Below are 18,416 nucleotides of genomic sequence, written 5' to 3'. Positions count from 1 at the left end.
GCAATAATCGCTGTCACTGAAAGAGGGCGCGCGCCAGCCGCGCAGCCGCGACGAGCGGCGCGTGCCCGCGACCGGAGCATGCGTGGCTGAGGACAGCGACCTCGAGAAAACCGAATCCGCCACTCCCAAGCGCCTCGAAAAGGCGCGGGAGGAGGGGCAGGTTCCGCGTTCCCGGGAGCTGGCGACGTTCGCGCTGCTCTCGGCGGGCTTCTATGGCACGTGGATGCTCTCCGGCACGATCGGCGAGCATCTGCAAGCCATGATGCGCGGCGCGTTCTCGTTCAATCACGCGGGGGCGTTCGAAACCAGCCGCATGCTGATCGGCGCCGGCGTCGCCGCGCGCGAAGGTCTCATGGCGCTCATGCCGGTGCTCGCGCTCACGGGGCTCGCCGCGCTGCTCGCGCCGATGGCGCTCGGCGGCTGGCTCATCTCGACGAAGGCGCTGCAGCCGAACTTCGGCCGCCTCAATCCGATGTCGGGGCTCGGGCGGATCTTCTCCGTGAACGGGCCGATCCAGCTCGGCATGTCGCTCGCCAAGACGCTCGTGGTGGGCGTGATCGGCGGCTGGGCGCTGTGGAGCCGGCGCGACGAGATTCTCGGGCTCGCCATGCAGCCCGCGCCGCGCGCGTTCGCCGACGCGATGCATCTGATCGGCGTGTGCTGCGGCATGACGGTCGCCGGCATGTTCGTGGTCGCCGCGCTCGACGTGCCGTACCAGCTCTGGTCGTACTACCGCAAGCTGCGCATGACCAAGGAAGAAGTGAAGCGCGAGCACAAGGAAAACGAAGGCGATCCGCACGTGAAGGGGCGCATTCGCCAGCAGCAGCGCGCCGCCGCGCGCCGCCGCATGATGACTCAGGTGCCCAAGGCCGACGTGGTCGTGACCAACCCGACGCACTTCGCCGTCGCGCTCAAGTACGCCGATGGCGAGATGCGCGCGCCGAAGGTCGTCGCCAAGGGCGTGAACCTCGTGGCCGCGCGCATCCGCGAGATCGCGACCGAGAACAACGTGCCGCTGCTCGAAGCGCCGCCGCTCGCCCGCGCGCTCTATTACAACGTCGACATCAACCGGGAAATTCCGGGTCCGCTCTACGGCGCGGTCGCCCAGGTGCTGGCGTGGGTCTATCAGCTCAAGCGCTTTCGCGAGCATGGGGGCGACGTGCCGATGGAGCCGACCGACCTCGACGTGCCACCCGAAATGGACAAGGGCGCGATGAGCGACGAAGACGAAGCCAGCGAAGCCGACGAAGCCCTCACTCCCGAGGAGCGCGCGGCCGCCGAGGCCGCCAGTCGCGCGAACGCGGCAAATTCCACGAACGCAGCGAACGCGGCGAACGCAAACAACGCATCGAATACCGCTGGCCGCGCCGATGACAATCCGGCGCGCGACGGCACTGAAGGAGCAACAGAATGAACGCCCGCACCGGTTTCCTCGCGCGGCGCCCGGAGATGCTGCAAAGCACGAATCTGCGCGCGCTGGCGGGACCGATCCTGATCTGCATGATCCTCGGCATGATGATCCTGCCGTTGCCGCCGTTCCTGCTGGATCTGCTGTTCACTTTCAACATCGCGCTTTCGGTGATGGTGCTGCTCGTCAGCATGTACACCATGAAGCCGCTCGACTTCGCGGCGTTCCCGAGCGTGCTGCTGTTCTCCACGCTCCTGCGGCTCTCGCTGAACGTGGCCTCCACGCGGATCGTGCTGCTCGAAGGCCACACCGGCCCGGGGGCAGCGGGCCAGGTGATCGAGTCGTTCGGCCACTTCCTCGTGGGCGGCAACTTCGCCGTGGGTATCGTGGTGTTCGTGATCCTCATGGTCATCAACTTCATGGTGATCACGAAGGGCGCGGGCCGTATCGCCGAAGTGTCCGCGCGCTTCACGCTCGACGCGATGCCCGGCAAGCAGATGGCGATCGACGCCGACCTGAACGCGGGCCTCATCAACGAAGAAGCGGCCCGCAAGCGCCGCAGCGAGATTGCCCAGGAAGCCGAGTTCTACGGCTCGATGGACGGTGCGAGCAAGTTCGTGCGCGGCGACGCCATCGCCGGCCTGCTGATCATGGTGATCAACATCGTGGGCGGCCTGATCGTGGGCGTCGTGCAGCACGGCATGCCGCTCGCCTCGGCGGGCGAGACCTACACGCTGCTGACCATCGGTGACGGCCTCGTCGCACAGATTCCGTCGCTCGTCATCTCGACGGCGGCCGGCGTGATCGTCTCGCGCGTGGCGACCAACGAAGACATCGGCACGCAGCTCACCGGCCAGCTCTTCACGAACCCGCGCGTGCTGATGATCACGGGCGCGATCATCGTCATGATGGGCCTGATTCCGGGCATGCCGCACTTTGCGTTTCTGCTGCTCGGCGGCGGTGCGATCCAACTCGGCCGCACGCTGAAGAAGAACGCCGCAGCGAAGAAGGCGAGCGCCGTGATCGCCGACGCCGCGCCCGCCGCGCTTGCACCCGTCGAAAACGCCGAGGCGACCTGGGACGACGTGGCGCTCATCGACACGCTCGGCCTCGAAGTGGGCTACCGCATCATTCCGCTCGTCGACAAGAACACCGACGGCGAGCTGCTCAAGCGCATCAAGAGCATCCGCAAGAAGTTCGCGCAGGAAATCGGCTTCTTGCCGCCCGTCATCCATATTCGCGACAACCTGGAGCTGCGCCCGAACGCCTACCGGATTGCATTGAAGGGTGTGGAAGTGGGCACGGGCGAGGCCTACCCGGGCCAGTGGCTCGCGATCAACCCGGGCCAGGTGAGCGCAGTGCTGCCCGGCACGCCGACCACGGACCCGGCGTTCGGCCTGCCCGCCGTGTGGATCGATTCGAACGTGCGCGAGCAGGCGCAGGTGTTCGGCTACACGGTGGTGGATTCGAGCACGGTGGTGGCGACGCACCTGAATCACCTCGTCGTCATGCACGCGGCCGAACTGCTCGGGCGCCGCGAAGTCCAGGCGCTGCTCGAGCGCGTGCAGAAGGACACGCCTTCGCTCGTGGACGACCTCGTGCCGAAGGTGCTGCCGGTCACGACGCTGCAGAAGGTGCTGCAGAACCTGCTGGAAGAAGGCGTGCCGATCCGCGACATGCGCACGATCATGGAATCGCTCGCGGAGCACACGCCGCGCATCACCGACGCCCACGATCTGACGGCGGCGGTGCGCATCGCGCTCGGCCGCGCGATCACGCAGCAATGGTTCCCCGGCAACGCCGACATGCAGGTGATGGGCCTCGACGCGAACCTCGAGCGCGTGCTGTCGCAGACGCTCACCTCGGGCCCGAACCCCGGCCTCGAACCGGGTCTCGCGCACACGCTGCTCACGCAGACCGAGCAGGCGATGGGGCGTCAGCAGGCGCTGGGTCTCGCGCCGGTGATGCTCGTGCAGCACGCGCTGCGGCCCATGCTGTCGCGCTTCCTGCGCCGCAGTCTGCCGCAGCTCAAGGTGCTGTCGTATGCCGAGGTGCCCGATACGCGCAACGTGAAGGTGGTGAACGTGATCGGGGCGCACTGATCGCGCTGCCGTATCTGGACGAGAAAAAGCCCGCTTCTTGCGGGCTTTTTCGTTAGCCGCGCCGCGTGCGAGCCTTTCTGCACGTAATTTTTGCCTGTGCGCACCCCCGCCACCGATTCCGCGAATTGCCCGCATTTCTCCGCCCTGATCCATCGATCATGGGGGGCTCACCTTCGAAATAATTCCAACATCGGAAAAGGCCTTGCACAGGACGCCAGGCCGGCAGCAATCCAGCGCCATTCCAGCAACAGACGACCGGCGGCGGCATTGGCCGCTCACCTCATCAGGGGCTTAGCTTGAACATTCGCAAATTCATCGGTGGCACCAGCCGCGACGCGTTACGGCTCGTACGCGAAGCGTTGGGTGCGGACGCCGTCGTTCTGTCGAACCGTACGCTCGACGACGGCAGCGTCGAAATCGTCGCGCTCGCGGACCGCGATCTCGCGGCGATCGCGCCGGCCGATGCTGCCGCCGCGCAAGGCCTGGGTGGCCTCGTGGCGCAAGGTGGTCAAGGCGCCCCGTTCGCGCAGCCCTCCGCCGCCATGACGCAGATGTCGCGCACGCCGCGCAGCGCGCCTGGCGCCGCTCCCGCGGCGCTCGCCGCCCCGGTGGGCGGTGCGAACCCCTACGCGAGCGGCATGCCGGACGTGTTCTCGTCGGTGTTCGGCGCGAGCCCGGAAGTGGGCGCCGAAAACGGCGGCGCGAGTGCCGAAGCCGATGCCGATGGCGACCAGGCCGCCGACACCGCCGTCTCGCTCGGCAAGGAAGCGGCGGCCGCGTCGGCCGCCATTGCGCCGCTTTCGGCTTCGTCGCCTTCTTCGCGCGCCGCGGCAGGCCAGCAGGCCGCGCAATCCGCGATGCCGCCGACGCTGCAATCCGCGATGCAGGCCGCGCAATCGCAACAAGCTGTCCCGCATGCGCATTCGCCGCTGCAAATGGCGCTGCAGGCCGCGACCGACTCGCTCGCCTCGCCGGCCTTTGCACCATCGTTTGCGTCCACGGCGCCGACCGCCAACGCCAACGCCCAGGCCGCCGCACGTGAAGCCGCAGCGCGGCTCGAACAGGCCGCCGCCGCGCAGACGAGCGACGCGCCGCGCACGATGGCCGAATCGAACCCCTGGCTGATCGACCACGCCCGCCGTATCGCGAACCAGCAGAACGCGCCGCGCGTGCCGGGCATGACGCCTGCCACCGCCGCCGCGCGCGGCCTTGGCAGCGTCGCCGATCCGGTGCTGCCGCCCGACGTTGACGCCAGCACGCCCGACTGGGCGCTCGAGGCCGCTCATGTCGCCGCGCGCCGTGCCGCGCAGCGCCTCGGCCACGGTCCGGAAGCGGCGGGCCCCGCACCCGGCAGCCGCAATGCGCAGGGCGCCGATGCGGCGCAAAGCGTGAGCGAAGCGATCCGCGCGCGCATCGAGCAGGTCGTCAACGAAACCGTGATGAACGAGCTCGCCTCCATGCGCGGCATGATGGAAGAGCAGTTTGCGGGCCTCCTGTGGGGCGAGCGCCAGCGCCGCAGCCCGGTGCAGGGCGCGCTCACCAAGCAGCTGTTCGCCGCGGGCTTCTCGGCGCAACTGGTGAAGATGATGATCGACCGGCTGCCCGACGTGCAGACCGAAGAGGCCGGCATGGAGTGGCTCCAGTCGGTGCTCGAATCGAACCTGCCCGTGCTCGAAGACGAACAGGCGCTGATGGAGCGCGGCGGTGTGTTCGCGCTGATGGGCCCGACGGGCGTGGGCAAGACCACGACCACCGCGAAGCTCGCCGCGCGCTGCGTGATGCGCTTCGGCGCGAGCAAGGTGGCGCTGCTCACCACCGACAGCTACCGGATCGGCGGCCACGAGCAACTGCGCATCTTCGGCAAGATCCTCGGCGTTTCGGTGCACGCGGTGCGCGACGGCGCGGACCTCCAGCTCGCGCTCACCGAACTCAAGAACAAGCACATCGTGCTGATCGACACGATCGGCATGAGCCAGCGCGACCGCGCCGTGGCCGACCAGATCGCCATGTTGTGCGGCGCGGGCCGCCCGGTGCAGCGCCTTCTGCTGCTCTCGGCGACCAACCACGGCGACACGCTCAACGAAGTCGTGCAGGCCTACCAGAGCGGCCCGGACAACGCGCCGCTCACGGGCTGCATCCTCACCAAGCTCGACGAGGCGACCAACCTCGGCAGCGCGCTCGATACCGTGCTGCGCTACAAGCTGCCGGTGCATTACGTCTCGACGGGCCAGAAGGTCCCCGAGAACCTTTACGTGGCGACGCGCCGCTTCCTGATCCGCAGCGCTTTCTGCATTCCGCGAGAGAGTTCGCCGTTCGTGCCGCACGAAGACGATATCCCGGCGCTGCTGTCGGCACTCTCGACGCGTACGAATTCGCAGGCTCCCGAGGTCAGGTTTGGATAAGTTCGTAATCGATCAAGCTGAAGGGCTGCGGCGGCTTCTCGCGCGTGAAGGCTCGCGCGTGGTCGCAGTGACGGGCGGTGCAGGTTCGCCCGGACGCACGACCACGGTGGTCAATCTCGCGGCGGCGCTCACCGCGCAGGGCAAGGACGTGCTCGTGATCGACGAGTGTCTGGGACCCCGCTCGGTCTGTGCGCTGGTAGGCGGTGTGCGCGGCGCAGGCAACTTCGCCGCCGTCGTGCGCGGCGAGCGCACGCTCGACGAAGCCGTGGGGCGCCATGCGCTCGGCTTCGGCGTGCTGGCCGCCTCGCGCGACAATCGCGCGCAGTACACGTCCGCCCAGCTGCAGAAGGTCATTTCGGGCCCCGCGGACATCGTACTGATCGACGCGCAGCTCGACGCCGATGGCGCGCTTTCGCCGCTCGCCATGCATGCGCACGATGTGCTGATCGTGATGCGCATCGGTGCGCAGTCGATCACGGACGCCTACGCGTGCATGAAACGGCTGCACTTCGCGCATGCGATCGCGCAGTTTCGCGTGCTCGCGAATCATGTGGCGAACGCGAGCGACGCGCAGGCCGCGATCGAGAATCTCGCAGGGGTGGCGAGCCGCTACCTGAGCGTGTCGCTCGACAGCGCCGGAAGCGTCGCCGCCGATCAGCACATGGCGCAGGCGCTCAGGCTTGCGCGCTGCATCGTCGATGCGTTTCCGTCGACGGCCGCCGCGCGCGATTTCCGCCACGTGGCCGCCGAGCTGCCGCACTGGCCGATGCGACCCGCGGTCTCGGCGTGCTCGCCGGCCACGGCACGCGCCAATGCACTGTTCGGCGCGAAGGACGAAGAACATGAAGCGGCGGGCCATGCACCCGCCGACGATCCGGACGGCGCGCCGCAAGCCGGCGTCCAGCCCCACGCTACCCATGCAACAAACGCCGCACACAGCACGCTCGCCGCGAACGCCGATTCGTTCGTAGCGGCCGTGACGGGTGTGCATCCCGCACCCAACGCAACATCCGCGTCCGCTCCGGCCCATGTGGGCTGGCGGACCGATACGCCCGCACAGCGGACGTCGCCGCAGCACGTCTGACGTGCGCACGACGACGCCAACAGGGAGATGAGAAGTGGAGAGCACGATGTATAACGCTCAAGGAAAAATTTCGCAGGCCGACGTGCTCGCGAAATACGCGCCGCTCGTCAGACGGCTCGGCTTGCAGCTCGTCGCCAAGATGCCGGCGAGCGTGGACCTCGACGACCTGATCCAGGCCGGCATGATCGGCCTGCTCGACGCGGCCAACCGCTACAAGGAAGATCAGGGCGCTCAGTTCGAGACCTACGCGAGCCAGCGCATTCGCGGCGCAATGCTCGACGAGCTGCGCAGCAACGACTGGCTGCCGCGCAGCCTGCGCCGCACCTCGCGTGAAGTGGAAAGCGCGGTGCACAAGGTGGAGCAGCGGCTCGGGCGCTCGGCGAGCGAGACGGAGATCGCCGAGCATCTGAGCATGCCGCTCGACGAGTACCAGAGCATGCTGCAGGAACTGCATGGCAGCCAGCTCATCTACTACGAAGACTTCGACCGCTCCGCCGAGGACGAACCGTTCCTCGACCGCTACTGCGTCGATCATTCGGACCCGCTTTCGGCGCTACTCGACGACAGCCTGCGCGGCGCGCTCATCGAGGCGATCGACCGGCTGCCCGAGCGCGAGAAGCTGCTCATGTCGCTCTATTACGAGCGCGGCATGAACCTGCGCGAAATCGGCGCGGTGATGGAGGTGAGCGAGTCGCGGGTGTGCCAGCTGCACAGCCAGGCGGTGGCGCGCCTGCGCACGCGGCTGCGCGAGATGTCGTGGGCCGGCCAGGAGAATTGAGGCGGTAGACGGCGCGCGCGGCGGCCAGCGCGAGCGGGACTGAAGTTGCAATGAAAGAGCCGGGGTGCGAGAGCGCCCCGGCTTTTTTGTTGGCGGACTGGACTCGCGCAAAACAAAAAAGCCGAAGCATCACTGCTTCGGCTTTTGTCTTTGGCGGATGCTCTACGCGCGCTTACAGCCCGAACGCCGGCAGCCGCCCATCGGGACCGTACAGCATCGAGCCGTTGCCCGTTTCGCCGCGCAGGATCGAGAGCGCGCGGCGGTTATGCTCCATGCGCGTGCGGATCATCATGCCAATGGTGAGATTCTTGCGGCGCGCGCGCTCGGTCGACCCCTTGAGCAGCGCCCACTGACTTGCCAGACGCGCGTCGCCGTCGCAGGCCATTTCGATGCCCTTGCGGCCGCCCGGCAGGCCGAGGCCGGCCAGTTGCGCGTCGCGCGCTTTTTCGAGGCCCGCGAGACGCTGCGTGAGCGTCGTCTTCTGCTCGACGATTTGCGGGAGCGCCTCCATGCCATCGGCCGACACGAGCGCCTTTTCTTCATAGGCGAGCAGCGACGCGAACGCCTCGACCGTGGCGTGTTCGTCGATCAGTGTGGCCAACAGGGCATCTTTCATTGCAAGGCACCAAAAAAAGCGAGGTTTGCGCGGCGCTCGCGCATCGGGCGTCAGTTGCCCGACGTCGGCTTCATGAGGTCGCGCGCGGTCTGGATCACGCCGTCGGCGATCTTGCCGGAGTCGATCTGCAACGTGCCGTTGCGGATCGCGTCCTTGATCGACTGCACGTGCGCCGTGTCGATGTCGGCGGAACCGCTCGCCGCGAGCGAGCGCATCGTCGACGAGAGCGACGACAGGCTCACGTTCGCGCCGCCTTGGGCGGCGGCGGTCGTGCCGCCTGCCGTGCCGGAGGTGGTAGCGGTGTCGGTGCTTACGCCGGTCGAATCGGCTTGCGAGCGCGCGAGGCCATCCTGCAGCGTGCGCGGATCATTGCGGGTGGAGGAGTCAACTTTCACGATGGGCGTTCCTGATCGATTTGACCTTGATAACGGCACAGGTCGGGCCGAACTTTAGCCGAAAAATCCCACCGTTACATGCTGTTACGTGTGCTGGCGCACAAAGCCGGAGACGGCCGGATCGGGCCGCCGGACGGGGCTCGGCGCGCCCTGATCCGGCCCTTGCCAGCGCTTACCGGCCCTAGATCTGCACCTGCACGGTACCCGCGTCCTTGACCACGCCCGAGATGATCTGGCCGCCGCTCGTGCGCACGCGCACCTGCTGGCCCGGCTCGGCGTTGTTGAGCGCGCTGCCCTCGGCGGAGATCGTGAAGTTGCTGCCCACGGCAATCACCTTGACCGTCTGGCCGATAACCACCGAGGCGGCGCTGCGCAACATGTCGGTGCGCAGCGGCAGTCCCGCGGAAATCCGGGCGAGCGCGACGGCGCCGGTCGCCTGGTTGGGATCGGTGATGATGGTCTGCGGCAGGTTCGCGAGGTCGCCCGCGCGCGGCATGAAATCGGCGGCCGAAAGCGCTTCGCCCGCGCCGATCTGGCGCGAGGCCACGTAGTAGGTCACGTCCACCGCAATGCGCGCGCTCACATAGAGCGTCCACGGCTTCGCGCCGATGCAGCGCACGCCCACGGTCGTGTGGCCATAGGTGCGCGCGCCCGGCGGCATGAACGGCTCGAGTGACGTGCAGGCTGCGAGGCCACGCGGAAACACCGGCGCGACCGTGATGCTCACGTGGCCCGGCAAGCCAGCCGACTGCTGCTGCAGGAAGGCGAGCGCGGCGGCGCGGATCGATTCGCCGTCCTGCTGGCCCGGCGGCGTGGCCTGCACGTTCGTGGCGACGGCGCTGGTATTGGGATTCGGCGGCGCGCCGGCGCTTGCGCTGGCAACCGGCTTCGCGAGCGTCGCCGCGCCGGCGTCCACGACCACCGGGGCGACGCGGTTCGCGGCGGTAGACAGGTTCACGCGCTGCAGCGTGCCCGCGTTGTTCGCGTTGGCCGCCGGCACGCGCATGGGCTGGGCGCTCGCGCCCGGCGCGGGAACCGTGACGATGCGCGGCGCGTCGCCTTGGGGTGCGCGCTCGCCGGGACCCGGTATCGTGATCATGCCGTTCGACTCGACGCCCGCGCGTGCATCCTCCGGCACGCCGCGCGAATTCAGATCGGCGTAGCTGGCCGCGCGCAACGGTGCGGCCTCATTGGCGGGAGCAACGCTGGCTACAGCCGCGGCGGGCTTCTTCGCATTGCTCGCGAGCATCGCGTTCATCTGCGCGGCGTCGGCGCCCGAGCGGTCGCCGGGGCCCGCAATGAAGATCTGGCCGCCGGCGGCTTCAGGTTGCGCCGGAGTTTGTGCATGAGCGAGCGTGCCGCCAATGAGCGCACTGCCGAGGGCGCAGGCCAGCACGCACGTCCAGGACGCGCGCCACGACAGCGCGCGCGCACGCCGCTCCAGGCCGGCGTGCGGCCTACGGAAAGGGGCAGTCTGCGGCATTGTCGTTCTCCATCGATTGCATTGACACGCCTCGCATTCTAGGCGGCGCCCCCCGCGCGCTTGCGTCGAATAGAGGGGCGCTTTACCGGCTATTCGTCCGATTGGTTCTTGCCACCCCCGCCTAATATTCCACTCCATGCGCAAAGGCCTTCGGACCACGCGCCTAACGTTTGCGCCGGTTTCCCCGCCGCCTGGCGAGCCCGCCGCGCTCACGCCGAATCCTTTTCGTTTCACGGAGAACGCCCGATGCTGGACAAACTCGATGCCGAATTCGCCTTTGGGCGCGAAGCGCTCGATGTGCGCGCCACGCGGCAGGCATTGATCTCTTCGAACATCGCGAACGCCGACACGCCGGGCTACCAGGCGCGCGACGTGGACTTCGCGGCGTCGCTCGCCGGCGCGCTGCGCCAGCAGGGCGCCGGCGGCACGGTGGGCATGAAGGCCACCTCGGGCGGCAACGCCCAGCCGCTCGCCATGGCGCAGCCCGCGGGCGTGACGAGCGGCATGCAGATGGCGTCGACCAAGTCGGGCCACATGGCCGGCGACGCGAAGCTGATTCCGACGGGCGGCCCCGCCGACACCTACAAGAGCCAGCTCATGTACCGCACGCCGGTGCAGCCCGCGCTCGACGGCAACACGGTCGATCTCGACACCGAGCGCGTGCAGTTCGCCGACAACGCGCTGCACTTCGAGTCGGGCATGACGGTGGTCTCGCAGCAGATCAAGACGATGCTCTCCGCGATCACCTCGGGTTCGAGCTGATCGCCGCTGGTAGCGCAGCCGGAAAACGCAGTAACGAAGCCATGAACGACCAACGCGCGCGTGACGCGCACCTGATGTGAGGTCTACGAAACCATGCCATCCCTGATGAACATCTTCAGCGTTGCGGGCTCCGCCATGACGGCGGAATCGCAGCGCCTGAACGTGACGGCGTCCAACCTCGCCAACGCCGACAGCACGACCGGCCCCGACGGCCAGCCGTACAAGGCGAAGCAGGTCGTGTTCGCAGTGAACCCGCTCGGCGGCGCGCGCACGGCCTCGGGCCAGCAGGTGGGCGGCGTGCGGGTGACCGGCGTGGTGGACGACCCCACGCCCATGAAAGAGACCTACGACCCCGACAATCCCTCCGCCAACGCGGACGGCTACGTGACGATGCCGAACGTCGATCCGGTGCAGGAGATGGTGAACATGATCTCGGCGTCACGCTCGTACCAGGCCAACGTCGAAACGCTGAACACGGCCAAGACGCTGATGCTCAAGACGCTCACGATCGGAACGTAAAGCGGCAGCCTGAAGCACGGCAAGCCGCAGTCAGTACGGACACTGCAGTACATACAGAGACCAGCGGGCGCGAAATGAAGCAGCGCCTGCCACCACCACACGCCAAAGCACGAAGCGCAATCGAGGGAGAACGCGTTGAGTTCCAGCAACACAACCATCGGCGGCAGCACCGCCACCGTGTCGCAGCAACTGCTCGACACCATGAACGGCACGAGCTCGAGTTCGTCGTCGGCGTCGTCGAGCGGCACGAGCGCGAGCGACCTGCAGTCCACGTTCCTGCGGATGCTCGTCGCGCAGTTGCAGAACCAGGACCCGACCAATCCGATGGACAGCTCGCAGATGACCTCGCAGCTCGCCCAGATCAACACGGTGTCGGGCATCCAGCAGCTCAACACGTCGCTGTCGTCGCTCTCCACGCAGCTTTCGGCGGGCCAGAACGCGCAGGCCGCGCTGCTGATCGGCTCGACCGTGCTCGCCCCGGGCAGCAGCGCCGCCGTGTCGAGCGGCAGCGCGCCGCAGCTCGGCGTGACGCTGCCTTCGGCGGTCTCGGACGTGAAGCTCACGATCACCAATTCGGCAGGCCAGGTCGTCAACACGCTCGACCTCGGCGCGCAGTCGGCCGGCACCGTGCCGGTCACCTGGAACGGCAAGGACAGCTCGGGCAATACGGTCGCCGACGGCACCTACACGATCAGCGCCAGCGCGACGACCAACGGCCAGTCAGCCACGGCAACCGCGCTCGTCGCGAGCCAGGTGCAAGGCGTGGTGCAGAAGTCGGACGGCACCCCGAGCCTCTCGCTCGCCAACGGCAAGACCGTCGCGCTTACGAGCGTCGGCGCCATTCTCTGAACACGATAAACGCGGAGTAGACAACCATGGGCTACCAGCAAGGATTGAGCGGCCTCGCCGCGTCGTCGAACGACCTCGACGTGATCGGCAACAACATCGCCAACGCGAACACCGTCGGCTTCAAGCAGAGCACGGCGCAGTTCGCCGACGTCTACGCGAACACCATCGCGACGTCGGTGGGCAACCAGATCGGCCTCGGCGCCTCGCTCCAGACCGTGCAGCAGGACTTCGCGCAAGGCACGATCAGCACGACGGGCCAGGCGCTGAACGTCGCCATCAACGGCAACGGCTTCTACCAGATGTCGCACAACGGCACGATCACGTATTCGCGTAACGGCGTGTTCCAGCTCGACAAGAACGGCTTTATCACCGACGCGTCGGGCAACGACCTGATGGGCTATGCCGCCAGTTCGACGGGCGTGATCAACACCGCGCAGACCGTGCCGCTGCAGGTGCCGACCACCAACATCGCGCCGGTTGCGACCAAGAACATCACGGCGCAGCTGAACCTGAACGCGCAGGCCACGACGCCTACCACGACGACCTTCAGCGAAACCGACTCGACGAGCTACACGTATTCGACGTCGGTCACGGCTTACGACACGCTCGGCGGCGCACAGACGGTCAACATGTATTTCGCGAAAGACGCGACGAGCGGCCAATGGGACGTGTATGCCGGTCAGCCGGGCTCGGTGACGAAGCTCGGCACCGCACAGTTCAGCTCGTCCGGCGCGCTCCAGAGCATCACGGCCAGCGCCCCGGCAACGACCAACGGCACCACGTCGTTCAGCTTCAACATCAACCCGACGGACGGCTCCACGAAGCCCCAGTCGCTGACGCTCGACCTCGCGGGCACGACGCAGTACGGCTCGGCCAACGGCGTGAACAACCTCGCCCAGGACGGCTACGCGAGCGGCACGCTGTCGAACTTCTCGATCGCCGCGGACGGCACCATCACCGGCAACTACTCGAACGGCCAGACCATGTCGCTCGGCCAGATCGTGCTCGCCAACTTCAACAACCCGAACGGCCTTTTGAACCTGGGCGGCAACCAGTTCCAGCAAACGGCGGCCTCGGGCGTCGCACAGGTCTCCACGCCGGGCAGCACGAACCACGGCACGCTCACGGGCGGCGCGCTCGAAGCGTCGAACGTCGACCTGACGAACCAGCTCGTCGACCTGATTACGGCCCAGCGCAACTACCAGGCGAACGCGCAGACCATCAAGACGCAGCAGACCGTCGACCAGACGCTGCTGCAGATGTAACGCGGCTAACCACGTACCGGGCACATCATGGACCGACTGATCTATACCGCGATGACGGGCGCGAGCCAGGCGCTCGAGCAGCAGGCCGTCGTCGCGAACAACCTCGCGAACGTCTCGACCACGGGCTTTCGCGCGCAGCTCGCCAACTTTCGCGCCGTGCCGATGTCGTTCGGCGACGGCTCGACGGTGAACGACCAGACCACGCGCACCTACGTGCTCTCGGCAACGCCTGGCTCGGACATGACGCCCGGTGCGATCTCGCATACCGGCAACCCGCTCGACATCGCGATTCAAGGCCAGGGTTTCATGGCCGTGCAGACGGCCGACGGCAACGAGGCCTATACGCGTGCGGGCAACCTGCACGTCGATGAAAACGGCCAGCTCGTCACGGCCAACAACCTGCAGGTGATCGGCGGCGGCGGCCCGATCGCGGTGCCGCCGGGCTCGGCGATCACGATCGGCAAGGACGGCACGGTATCGGCCATCGCGCCGGGCAGCCCCGCCAACGCGATCGCCATGATCGACCAGATCAAGTTCGTCAACCCGCCGGCAGGCGCGATTACGCGCGGTGACGACGGCCTGTTCCACACGTCGGACGGCAACCCCGCCGACGCGGACCAGACCGTCCAGGTCGCAACCGAGTCGCTCGAGGGCAGCAACGTGAACCCGGTGGCGGCGATGGTCTCGATGATCACCAACGCGCGCCAGTTCCAGATGCAGACCAAGCTGCTCCAGAACGCGGACCAGAACGAGCAGAGCGCGAACCAGCTGCTCAACTTCAGCTAAGCCATTTCAAGTTAAATGAAGGCCGCCTCGCGCAGCGCGAGGCCGGACCGGGAGAAAGACACCGTGAACCGATCGCTCTACATCGCCGCCACCGGCATGAACGCCCAGCAGGCGCAGATGGACGTGATCTCGAACAACCTCGCGAACGTGAGCACCAATGGCTTCAAGGGCTCGCGCGCGGTGTTCGAGGACCTCATGTACCAGACGCTGCGCCAGCCGGGTGCGAACTCGACCCAGCAAACCGAACTGCCTTCGGGCAGCCAGGTGGGCACGGGCGTGCAGCAGGTGGCGACCGAGCGTCTCTATACGCAGGGCAACCTGCAGCAGACCGGCAACTCGAAGGACGTGGCGATCAACGGCGCCGGCTTCCTCCAGGTGCAGATGCCCGACGGCACGACGGCCTACACGCGCGACGGCTCGTTCCAGACCAACGCGCAAGGCCAGCTCGTGACGGCGAGCGGCTACCAGGTGATGCCGGCGATCACGGTGCCCGCCAACGCCACCTCGCTCACCATCGGCAGCGACGGCGTGGTCACGGTCACCACGCCGGGCTCGAGCAACAACACGACCATCGGCACGCTGCAGCTCGCCATGTTCATCAACCCGGCCGGCCTGCAGTCGAACGGGCAGAACCTGTTGTCGGAAACGGCATCGTCGGGCGCGCCCACGGTTTCCACGCCGGGCCAGAACGGTTCGGGCACGCTCAACCAGGGCTACGTGGAATCGTCGAACGTGAACGTCGTGCAGGAACTCGTGAACATGATCGAGACGCAGCGCGCCTACGAAATCAACAGCAAGGCGGTCACCACTTCTGACCAGATGCTGCAAACCCTCAGCCAGATGCAGGTCTGAGGTCTCCCTGGTTAATCAAGTCGGTGAAGAATATGTCGCAGTCCGTTCGAAACCATCCTCGCATCCGCGCGCGGCATCCGGGCACCCCCCGGGCGCTCGTGGCGGCTGTGGCGCTCGCGATGCTGGCGGGCTGCGCCTACCTACCCAACCGGCAGCCGATCACGCAGCAGCCCATGACGGCCGTGCCGCCCCCGCCGCCCGCGAACACCTCGCCGGGCGCGATCTACAACCCCGGCTACGCGGGACGGCCGCTCTTCGAGGACCAGCGTCCGCGCAATACCGGCGACATCCTCACGATCGTCATCTCCGAAAACATCAATGCGACCAAGTCGTCGGGCGCGGCCACCAAGCGCGGCACCAGCGCCAGCTTCTCGGGCACCGCGAACTTCCTGCCGGGCTTCTTCAACCGCGCGAACCTGAATACGACGGGCGCGAACCAGTTCGACGCCACGGGCGGCGCGAACGCTTCGAACACGTTCACGGGCGTCATTACCGTGACCGTGACGAACGTGCTGCCCAACGGCAATCTCGTCGTGTCCGGCGAGAAGCAGATGCTCATCAACCAGGGCAATGAATACGTGCGCTTTTCCGGCGTCGTCAATCCGAACACCGTTGCCGGAGACAACTCCGTGCTATCGACCGACGTCGCCGACGCGAAGATCGAATACTCCGCGAAAGGCGTGATCGACGAGGCCGAGACGATGGGCTGGCTGCAACGCTTTTTCCTGAACATCGCGCCATGGTGAAGATCCGCTTCCATCGTTCGCGCCGCTCGCGCATGAAGGACGTGCTCGCCGCGCTCGGCGTGGCATTCGGCTTCGTGGTGGCCTGCGGTGCGCTCGTCGCCTACGCGACGCCGGCGCGCGCCGAGCGAGTGAAAGACCTCGCGACCTTCCAGGGCGTGCGTGACAACCCGCTCATCGGCTACGGCCTCGTGGTGGGTCTCGACGGCACCGGCGACCAGACGACCCAGGCGCCGTTCACGACGCAGACGCTCGCGAACATGCTCGCGAACCTCGGCATCTCGATCAACAACACGTCGAGCTCGTCGGGTTCCTCGTCGACGCTCAACAACATGCAGCTGAAGAACGTCGCCGCCGTGATGGTGACGGCCGTGCTGCCGCCGTTCGCGCGGCCGGGCGAGCAGATCGACATCACGGTGTCGTCGCTCGCCAACGCGAAGAGCATTCGCGGCGGTACGCTGCTGCTCACGCCGCTCAAGGGCGCCGACGGCCAGGTCTACGCGCTCGCGCAGGGCAACGTGGCCGTGGGCGGCGCGGGCGCCTCGGCCAACGGCAGCAAGGTGCAGGTGAACCAGCTCGCCGCGGGGCGCATTGCCGGCGGTGCGATCGTCGAGCGCGCGGTGATCTCGCCGGTTTCGCAGCAAGGCGGTCTGCTCACGCTGACCGTCAACGACATGGACTACGACACGACGCAGCGCATCGTCTCGGCCGTCAACAACATGTTCGGCCCGGGCACGGCCTCGCCGCTCGACGGCCGCACGATCCAGGTGCACGGGCCGGCCGATCCGGGGTCGCAGGTGGGCTTCATCGCGCAGATCCAGGACCTCAACGTGAATCCGGCCACGCCGGCCGCGAAGGTGATCCTGAACGCGCGCACCGGCTCGATCGTCATGAACCAGATGGTGACGCTGGAGAGCTGCGCGGTCGCGCACGGCAATCTCTCGGTCGTCGTGAACACGCAGACGGCGGTGAGCCAGCCCGGCGCGTTTTCCAATGGCCAGACGGTGGCGACGCGGCAGTCGCAGATCCAGCTGAAGCAGGACAACGGGTCGCTCAAGCTCGTGACGGCGGGTGCCAATCTCGCCGAGGTCGTGAAAGCGCTCAACGCGCTGGGCGCCACGCCGGCGGATCTGATGTCGATCCTGCAGGCGATGAAGGCGGCGGGCGCACTGCGCGCCGACCTCGAGATCATCTAAGGGGTGCAACTTGGATAATACGAAGAACATCGGCGGCGGCAGCCTCGACCTGACCAACCGCTTCGCGCTCGACGTGCAGGGTTTCGACTCGATGCGCGCCGCGGCGAACGCCTCGCCCCAGCAGGGCGTGAAGATGGCCGCCAAGCAGTTCGACGCGGTCTTCACGCAGATGATGCTCAAGAGCATGCGCGACGCGACGCCCGACGACGGCCCGCTCGACTCGCACGACGGCGCGCAGTTTACCTCGATGATGGATCAGCAGCTCGCCCAGCAGATGTCGAACAAGGGCATCGGCGTGGCGAACGCGATGCTCAAGCAACTCATGCGCAGCATGGGGGGAGCTGCCGGTGCCGATGGCGCGGGTGGTGCCGGTGGTGCGGGCGGCGTGGCGGGCGCGATCTCGGGGCTTTCGGGCAAGGACGCGAGCGAGGGCAACCTCGCCATGCTCAATGCGCTCGGCCGCGCCTACGGCAACACTGCCGCCAATGGCGCGCTCGCCAACGGCTCGGGCTACAGCGGCAACAGCGCGCTCACGCCGCCGGTCAAGGGCAACGGCGACGCTTCGGTGGACGCCTTCGTCGACAAGCTCGCCAACGCCGCGCAGCAGGCCAGCTCGACCACGGGCATCCCGGCGCGCTTCATTCTCGGCCAGGCTGCGCTCGAATCGGGCTGGGGCAAGCGCGAGATCAAGAACGCCGACGGCTCGGCGAGCCACAACGTGTTCGGCATCAAGGCGAGCAAGGACTGGACCGGCAAGACCGTCTCGACGGTCACGACCGAGTACGTGAACGGCCAGCCGCATCGTGTGGTGGAGAAGTTCCGCGCCTACGACTCGTACGAAGACGCGATGACCGACTACGCCACGCTGCTCAAGAACAATCCGCGCTACGCGTCGGTGATCAACGGCTCGAAGAGCGCCGAAGGCTTCGCGCACGGCATGCAGCGCGCGGGCTACGCCACCGACCCGCACTATGCGAAAAAGCTGCTGACCATCATGCAGCGGATGGCCTGACGATCGATTCGACGCCCGGCGCCGCGGTTGACGTCAATTAGGCAACCGCAAACGTTGGCTCGGCGCAGTTGCCGGAAGAAGCTGCGCACGCGTGTTTCATGCAGGGAAAAGGCACATTTTTTTTACGCCCAATCCCTAAATTTTTCGTCATGTCTGCCGCTAAT

Annotated in this window: 15 protein-coding genes and 2 pseudogenes; 14 read left to right on the top strand and 3 right to left on the bottom strand. The window is 67.2% G+C overall.

The genetic code is table 11. From position 1 onward, the window contains the following. Positions 1-82 precede the first annotated feature (82 nt). The 5 genes and pseudogenes from flhB to AB4Y36_RS06980 form a co-directional block, all read left to right on the top strand. Positions 83-1,255 (top strand): annotated as a pseudogene (gene flhB / locus AB4Y36_RS07000) (flagellar biosynthesis protein FlhB); the annotation flags it as partial. Positions 1,256-1,410: 155 nt separating this feature from the next. Next, the gene (flhA, locus tag AB4Y36_RS06995) at positions 1,411-3,510 is read left to right on the top strand and encodes a flagellar biosynthesis protein FlhA (RefSeq protein WP_069264366.1); all 2,100 of its coding nucleotides are present in this window, start codon (positions 1,411-1,413) and stop codon (positions 3,508-3,510) included. Positions 3,511-3,806: 296 nt separating this feature from the next. Further along, positions 3,807-5,912 carry a flagellar biosynthesis protein FlhF gene (flhF, locus tag AB4Y36_RS06990; RefSeq protein ID WP_368682623.1) on the top strand — a complete coding sequence of 702 codons (2,106 nt, stop codon included), beginning with the start codon at positions 3,807-3,809 and terminating at the stop codon, positions 5,910-5,912. After that, a pseudogene (locus tag AB4Y36_RS06985) lies at positions 5,905-6,687 on the top strand (MinD/ParA family protein); the annotation flags it as partial. The gene flhF and the pseudogene AB4Y36_RS06985, both read left to right, overlap by 8 nt. A gap of 355 nt (positions 6,688-7,042) precedes the next feature. After that, complete coding sequence (locus AB4Y36_RS06980) at positions 7,043-7,774, top strand: RNA polymerase sigma factor FliA (protein ID WP_069264361.1); 732 nt, start codon at positions 7,043-7,045, stop codon at positions 7,772-7,774. A 172-nt stretch (positions 7,775-7,946) separates the two neighbouring features. Here AB4Y36_RS06980 and AB4Y36_RS06975 read toward each other — a convergent pair whose 3' ends face one another. From AB4Y36_RS06975 to flgA, 3 genes are all read right to left on the bottom strand, one after another. Continuing rightward, a complete protein-coding gene (locus tag AB4Y36_RS06975; RefSeq protein WP_069264359.1) occupies positions 7,947-8,390 on the bottom strand; it encodes a flagella synthesis protein FlgN in 444 nt (147 codons plus the stop codon). Between the two features lie 50 nt (positions 8,391-8,440). Then, a complete protein-coding gene (gene flgM / locus AB4Y36_RS06970) occupies positions 8,441-8,785 on the bottom strand; it encodes a flagellar biosynthesis anti-sigma factor FlgM (protein WP_368682622.1) in 345 nt (114 codons plus the stop codon). Between the two features lie 181 nt (positions 8,786-8,966). Further along, positions 8,967-10,268, bottom strand: coding sequence for a flagellar basal body P-ring formation chaperone FlgA (gene flgA, locus AB4Y36_RS06965; protein WP_368682621.1), 1,302 nt, complete (start codon positions 10,266-10,268; stop codon positions 8,967-8,969). Positions 10,269-10,514: 246 nt separating this feature from the next. On the opposite strand from flgA, the gene AB4Y36_RS06960 reads away from it, so the two are divergent. The 9 genes from AB4Y36_RS06960 (at position 10,515) to flgJ (ending at position 18,252) form a co-directional block, all read left to right on the top strand. Continuing rightward, positions 10,515-11,030, top strand: coding sequence for a flagellar basal body protein (locus tag AB4Y36_RS06960; protein WP_069264353.1), 516 nt, complete (start codon positions 10,515-10,517; stop codon positions 11,028-11,030). Positions 11,031-11,123: 93 nt separating this feature from the next. Continuing rightward, entirely contained in the window at positions 11,124-11,549 is a 426-nt protein-coding gene (gene flgC, locus AB4Y36_RS06955) for a flagellar basal body rod protein FlgC (protein WP_028203363.1), read from the top strand. Between the two features lie 201 nt (positions 11,550-11,750). Continuing rightward, complete coding sequence (locus AB4Y36_RS06950) at positions 11,751-12,398, top strand: flagellar hook assembly protein FlgD (protein ID WP_083245249.1); 648 nt, start codon at positions 11,751-11,753, stop codon at positions 12,396-12,398. Positions 12,399-12,424: 26 nt separating this feature from the next. Continuing rightward, positions 12,425-13,663, top strand: coding sequence for a flagellar hook protein FlgE (gene flgE, locus AB4Y36_RS06945; RefSeq protein ID WP_368618529.1), 1,239 nt, complete (start codon positions 12,425-12,427; stop codon positions 13,661-13,663). 27 nt (positions 13,664-13,690) lie between these two features. Continuing rightward, positions 13,691-14,449: a flagellar basal-body rod protein FlgF gene (gene flgF / locus AB4Y36_RS06940; protein ID WP_069264348.1), complete on the top strand. Its 759-nt coding sequence runs from the start codon at positions 13,691-13,693 to the stop codon at positions 14,447-14,449. A 63-nt stretch (positions 14,450-14,512) separates the two neighbouring features. Then, positions 14,513-15,301 carry a flagellar basal-body rod protein FlgG gene (gene flgG, locus AB4Y36_RS06935; RefSeq protein WP_069264346.1) on the top strand — a complete coding sequence of 263 codons (789 nt, stop codon included), beginning with the start codon at positions 14,513-14,515 and terminating at the stop codon, positions 15,299-15,301. A 119-nt stretch (positions 15,302-15,420) separates the two neighbouring features. After that, positions 15,421-16,047 carry a flagellar basal body L-ring protein FlgH gene (locus AB4Y36_RS06930; protein WP_256094710.1) on the top strand — a complete coding sequence of 209 codons (627 nt, stop codon included), beginning with the start codon at positions 15,421-15,423 and terminating at the stop codon, positions 16,045-16,047. Continuing rightward, on the top strand, positions 16,041-17,240 hold the full coding sequence (locus tag AB4Y36_RS06925) for a flagellar basal body P-ring protein FlgI (RefSeq protein ID WP_083245231.1): 1,200 nt from the start codon (positions 16,041-16,043) through the stop codon (positions 17,238-17,240). The genes AB4Y36_RS06930 and AB4Y36_RS06925 overlap by 7 nt, the downstream gene beginning before the upstream one ends. A 10-nt stretch (positions 17,241-17,250) precedes the next feature. Further along, positions 17,251-18,252, top strand: a complete 1,002-nt coding sequence (gene flgJ, locus AB4Y36_RS06920) for a flagellar assembly peptidoglycan hydrolase FlgJ (RefSeq protein WP_069264342.1) — start codon at positions 17,251-17,253, stop codon at positions 18,250-18,252. The last annotated feature ends 164 nt before the right edge of the window (positions 18,253-18,416 follow it).

Source organism: Paraburkholderia sp. BR10936 (assembly GCF_040965735.1).
Lineage (GTDB): Bacteria > Pseudomonadota > Gammaproteobacteria > Burkholderiales > Burkholderiaceae > Paraburkholderia > Paraburkholderia nodosa_A.
This window is presented reverse-complemented; position numbering and strand designations above follow the sequence as displayed.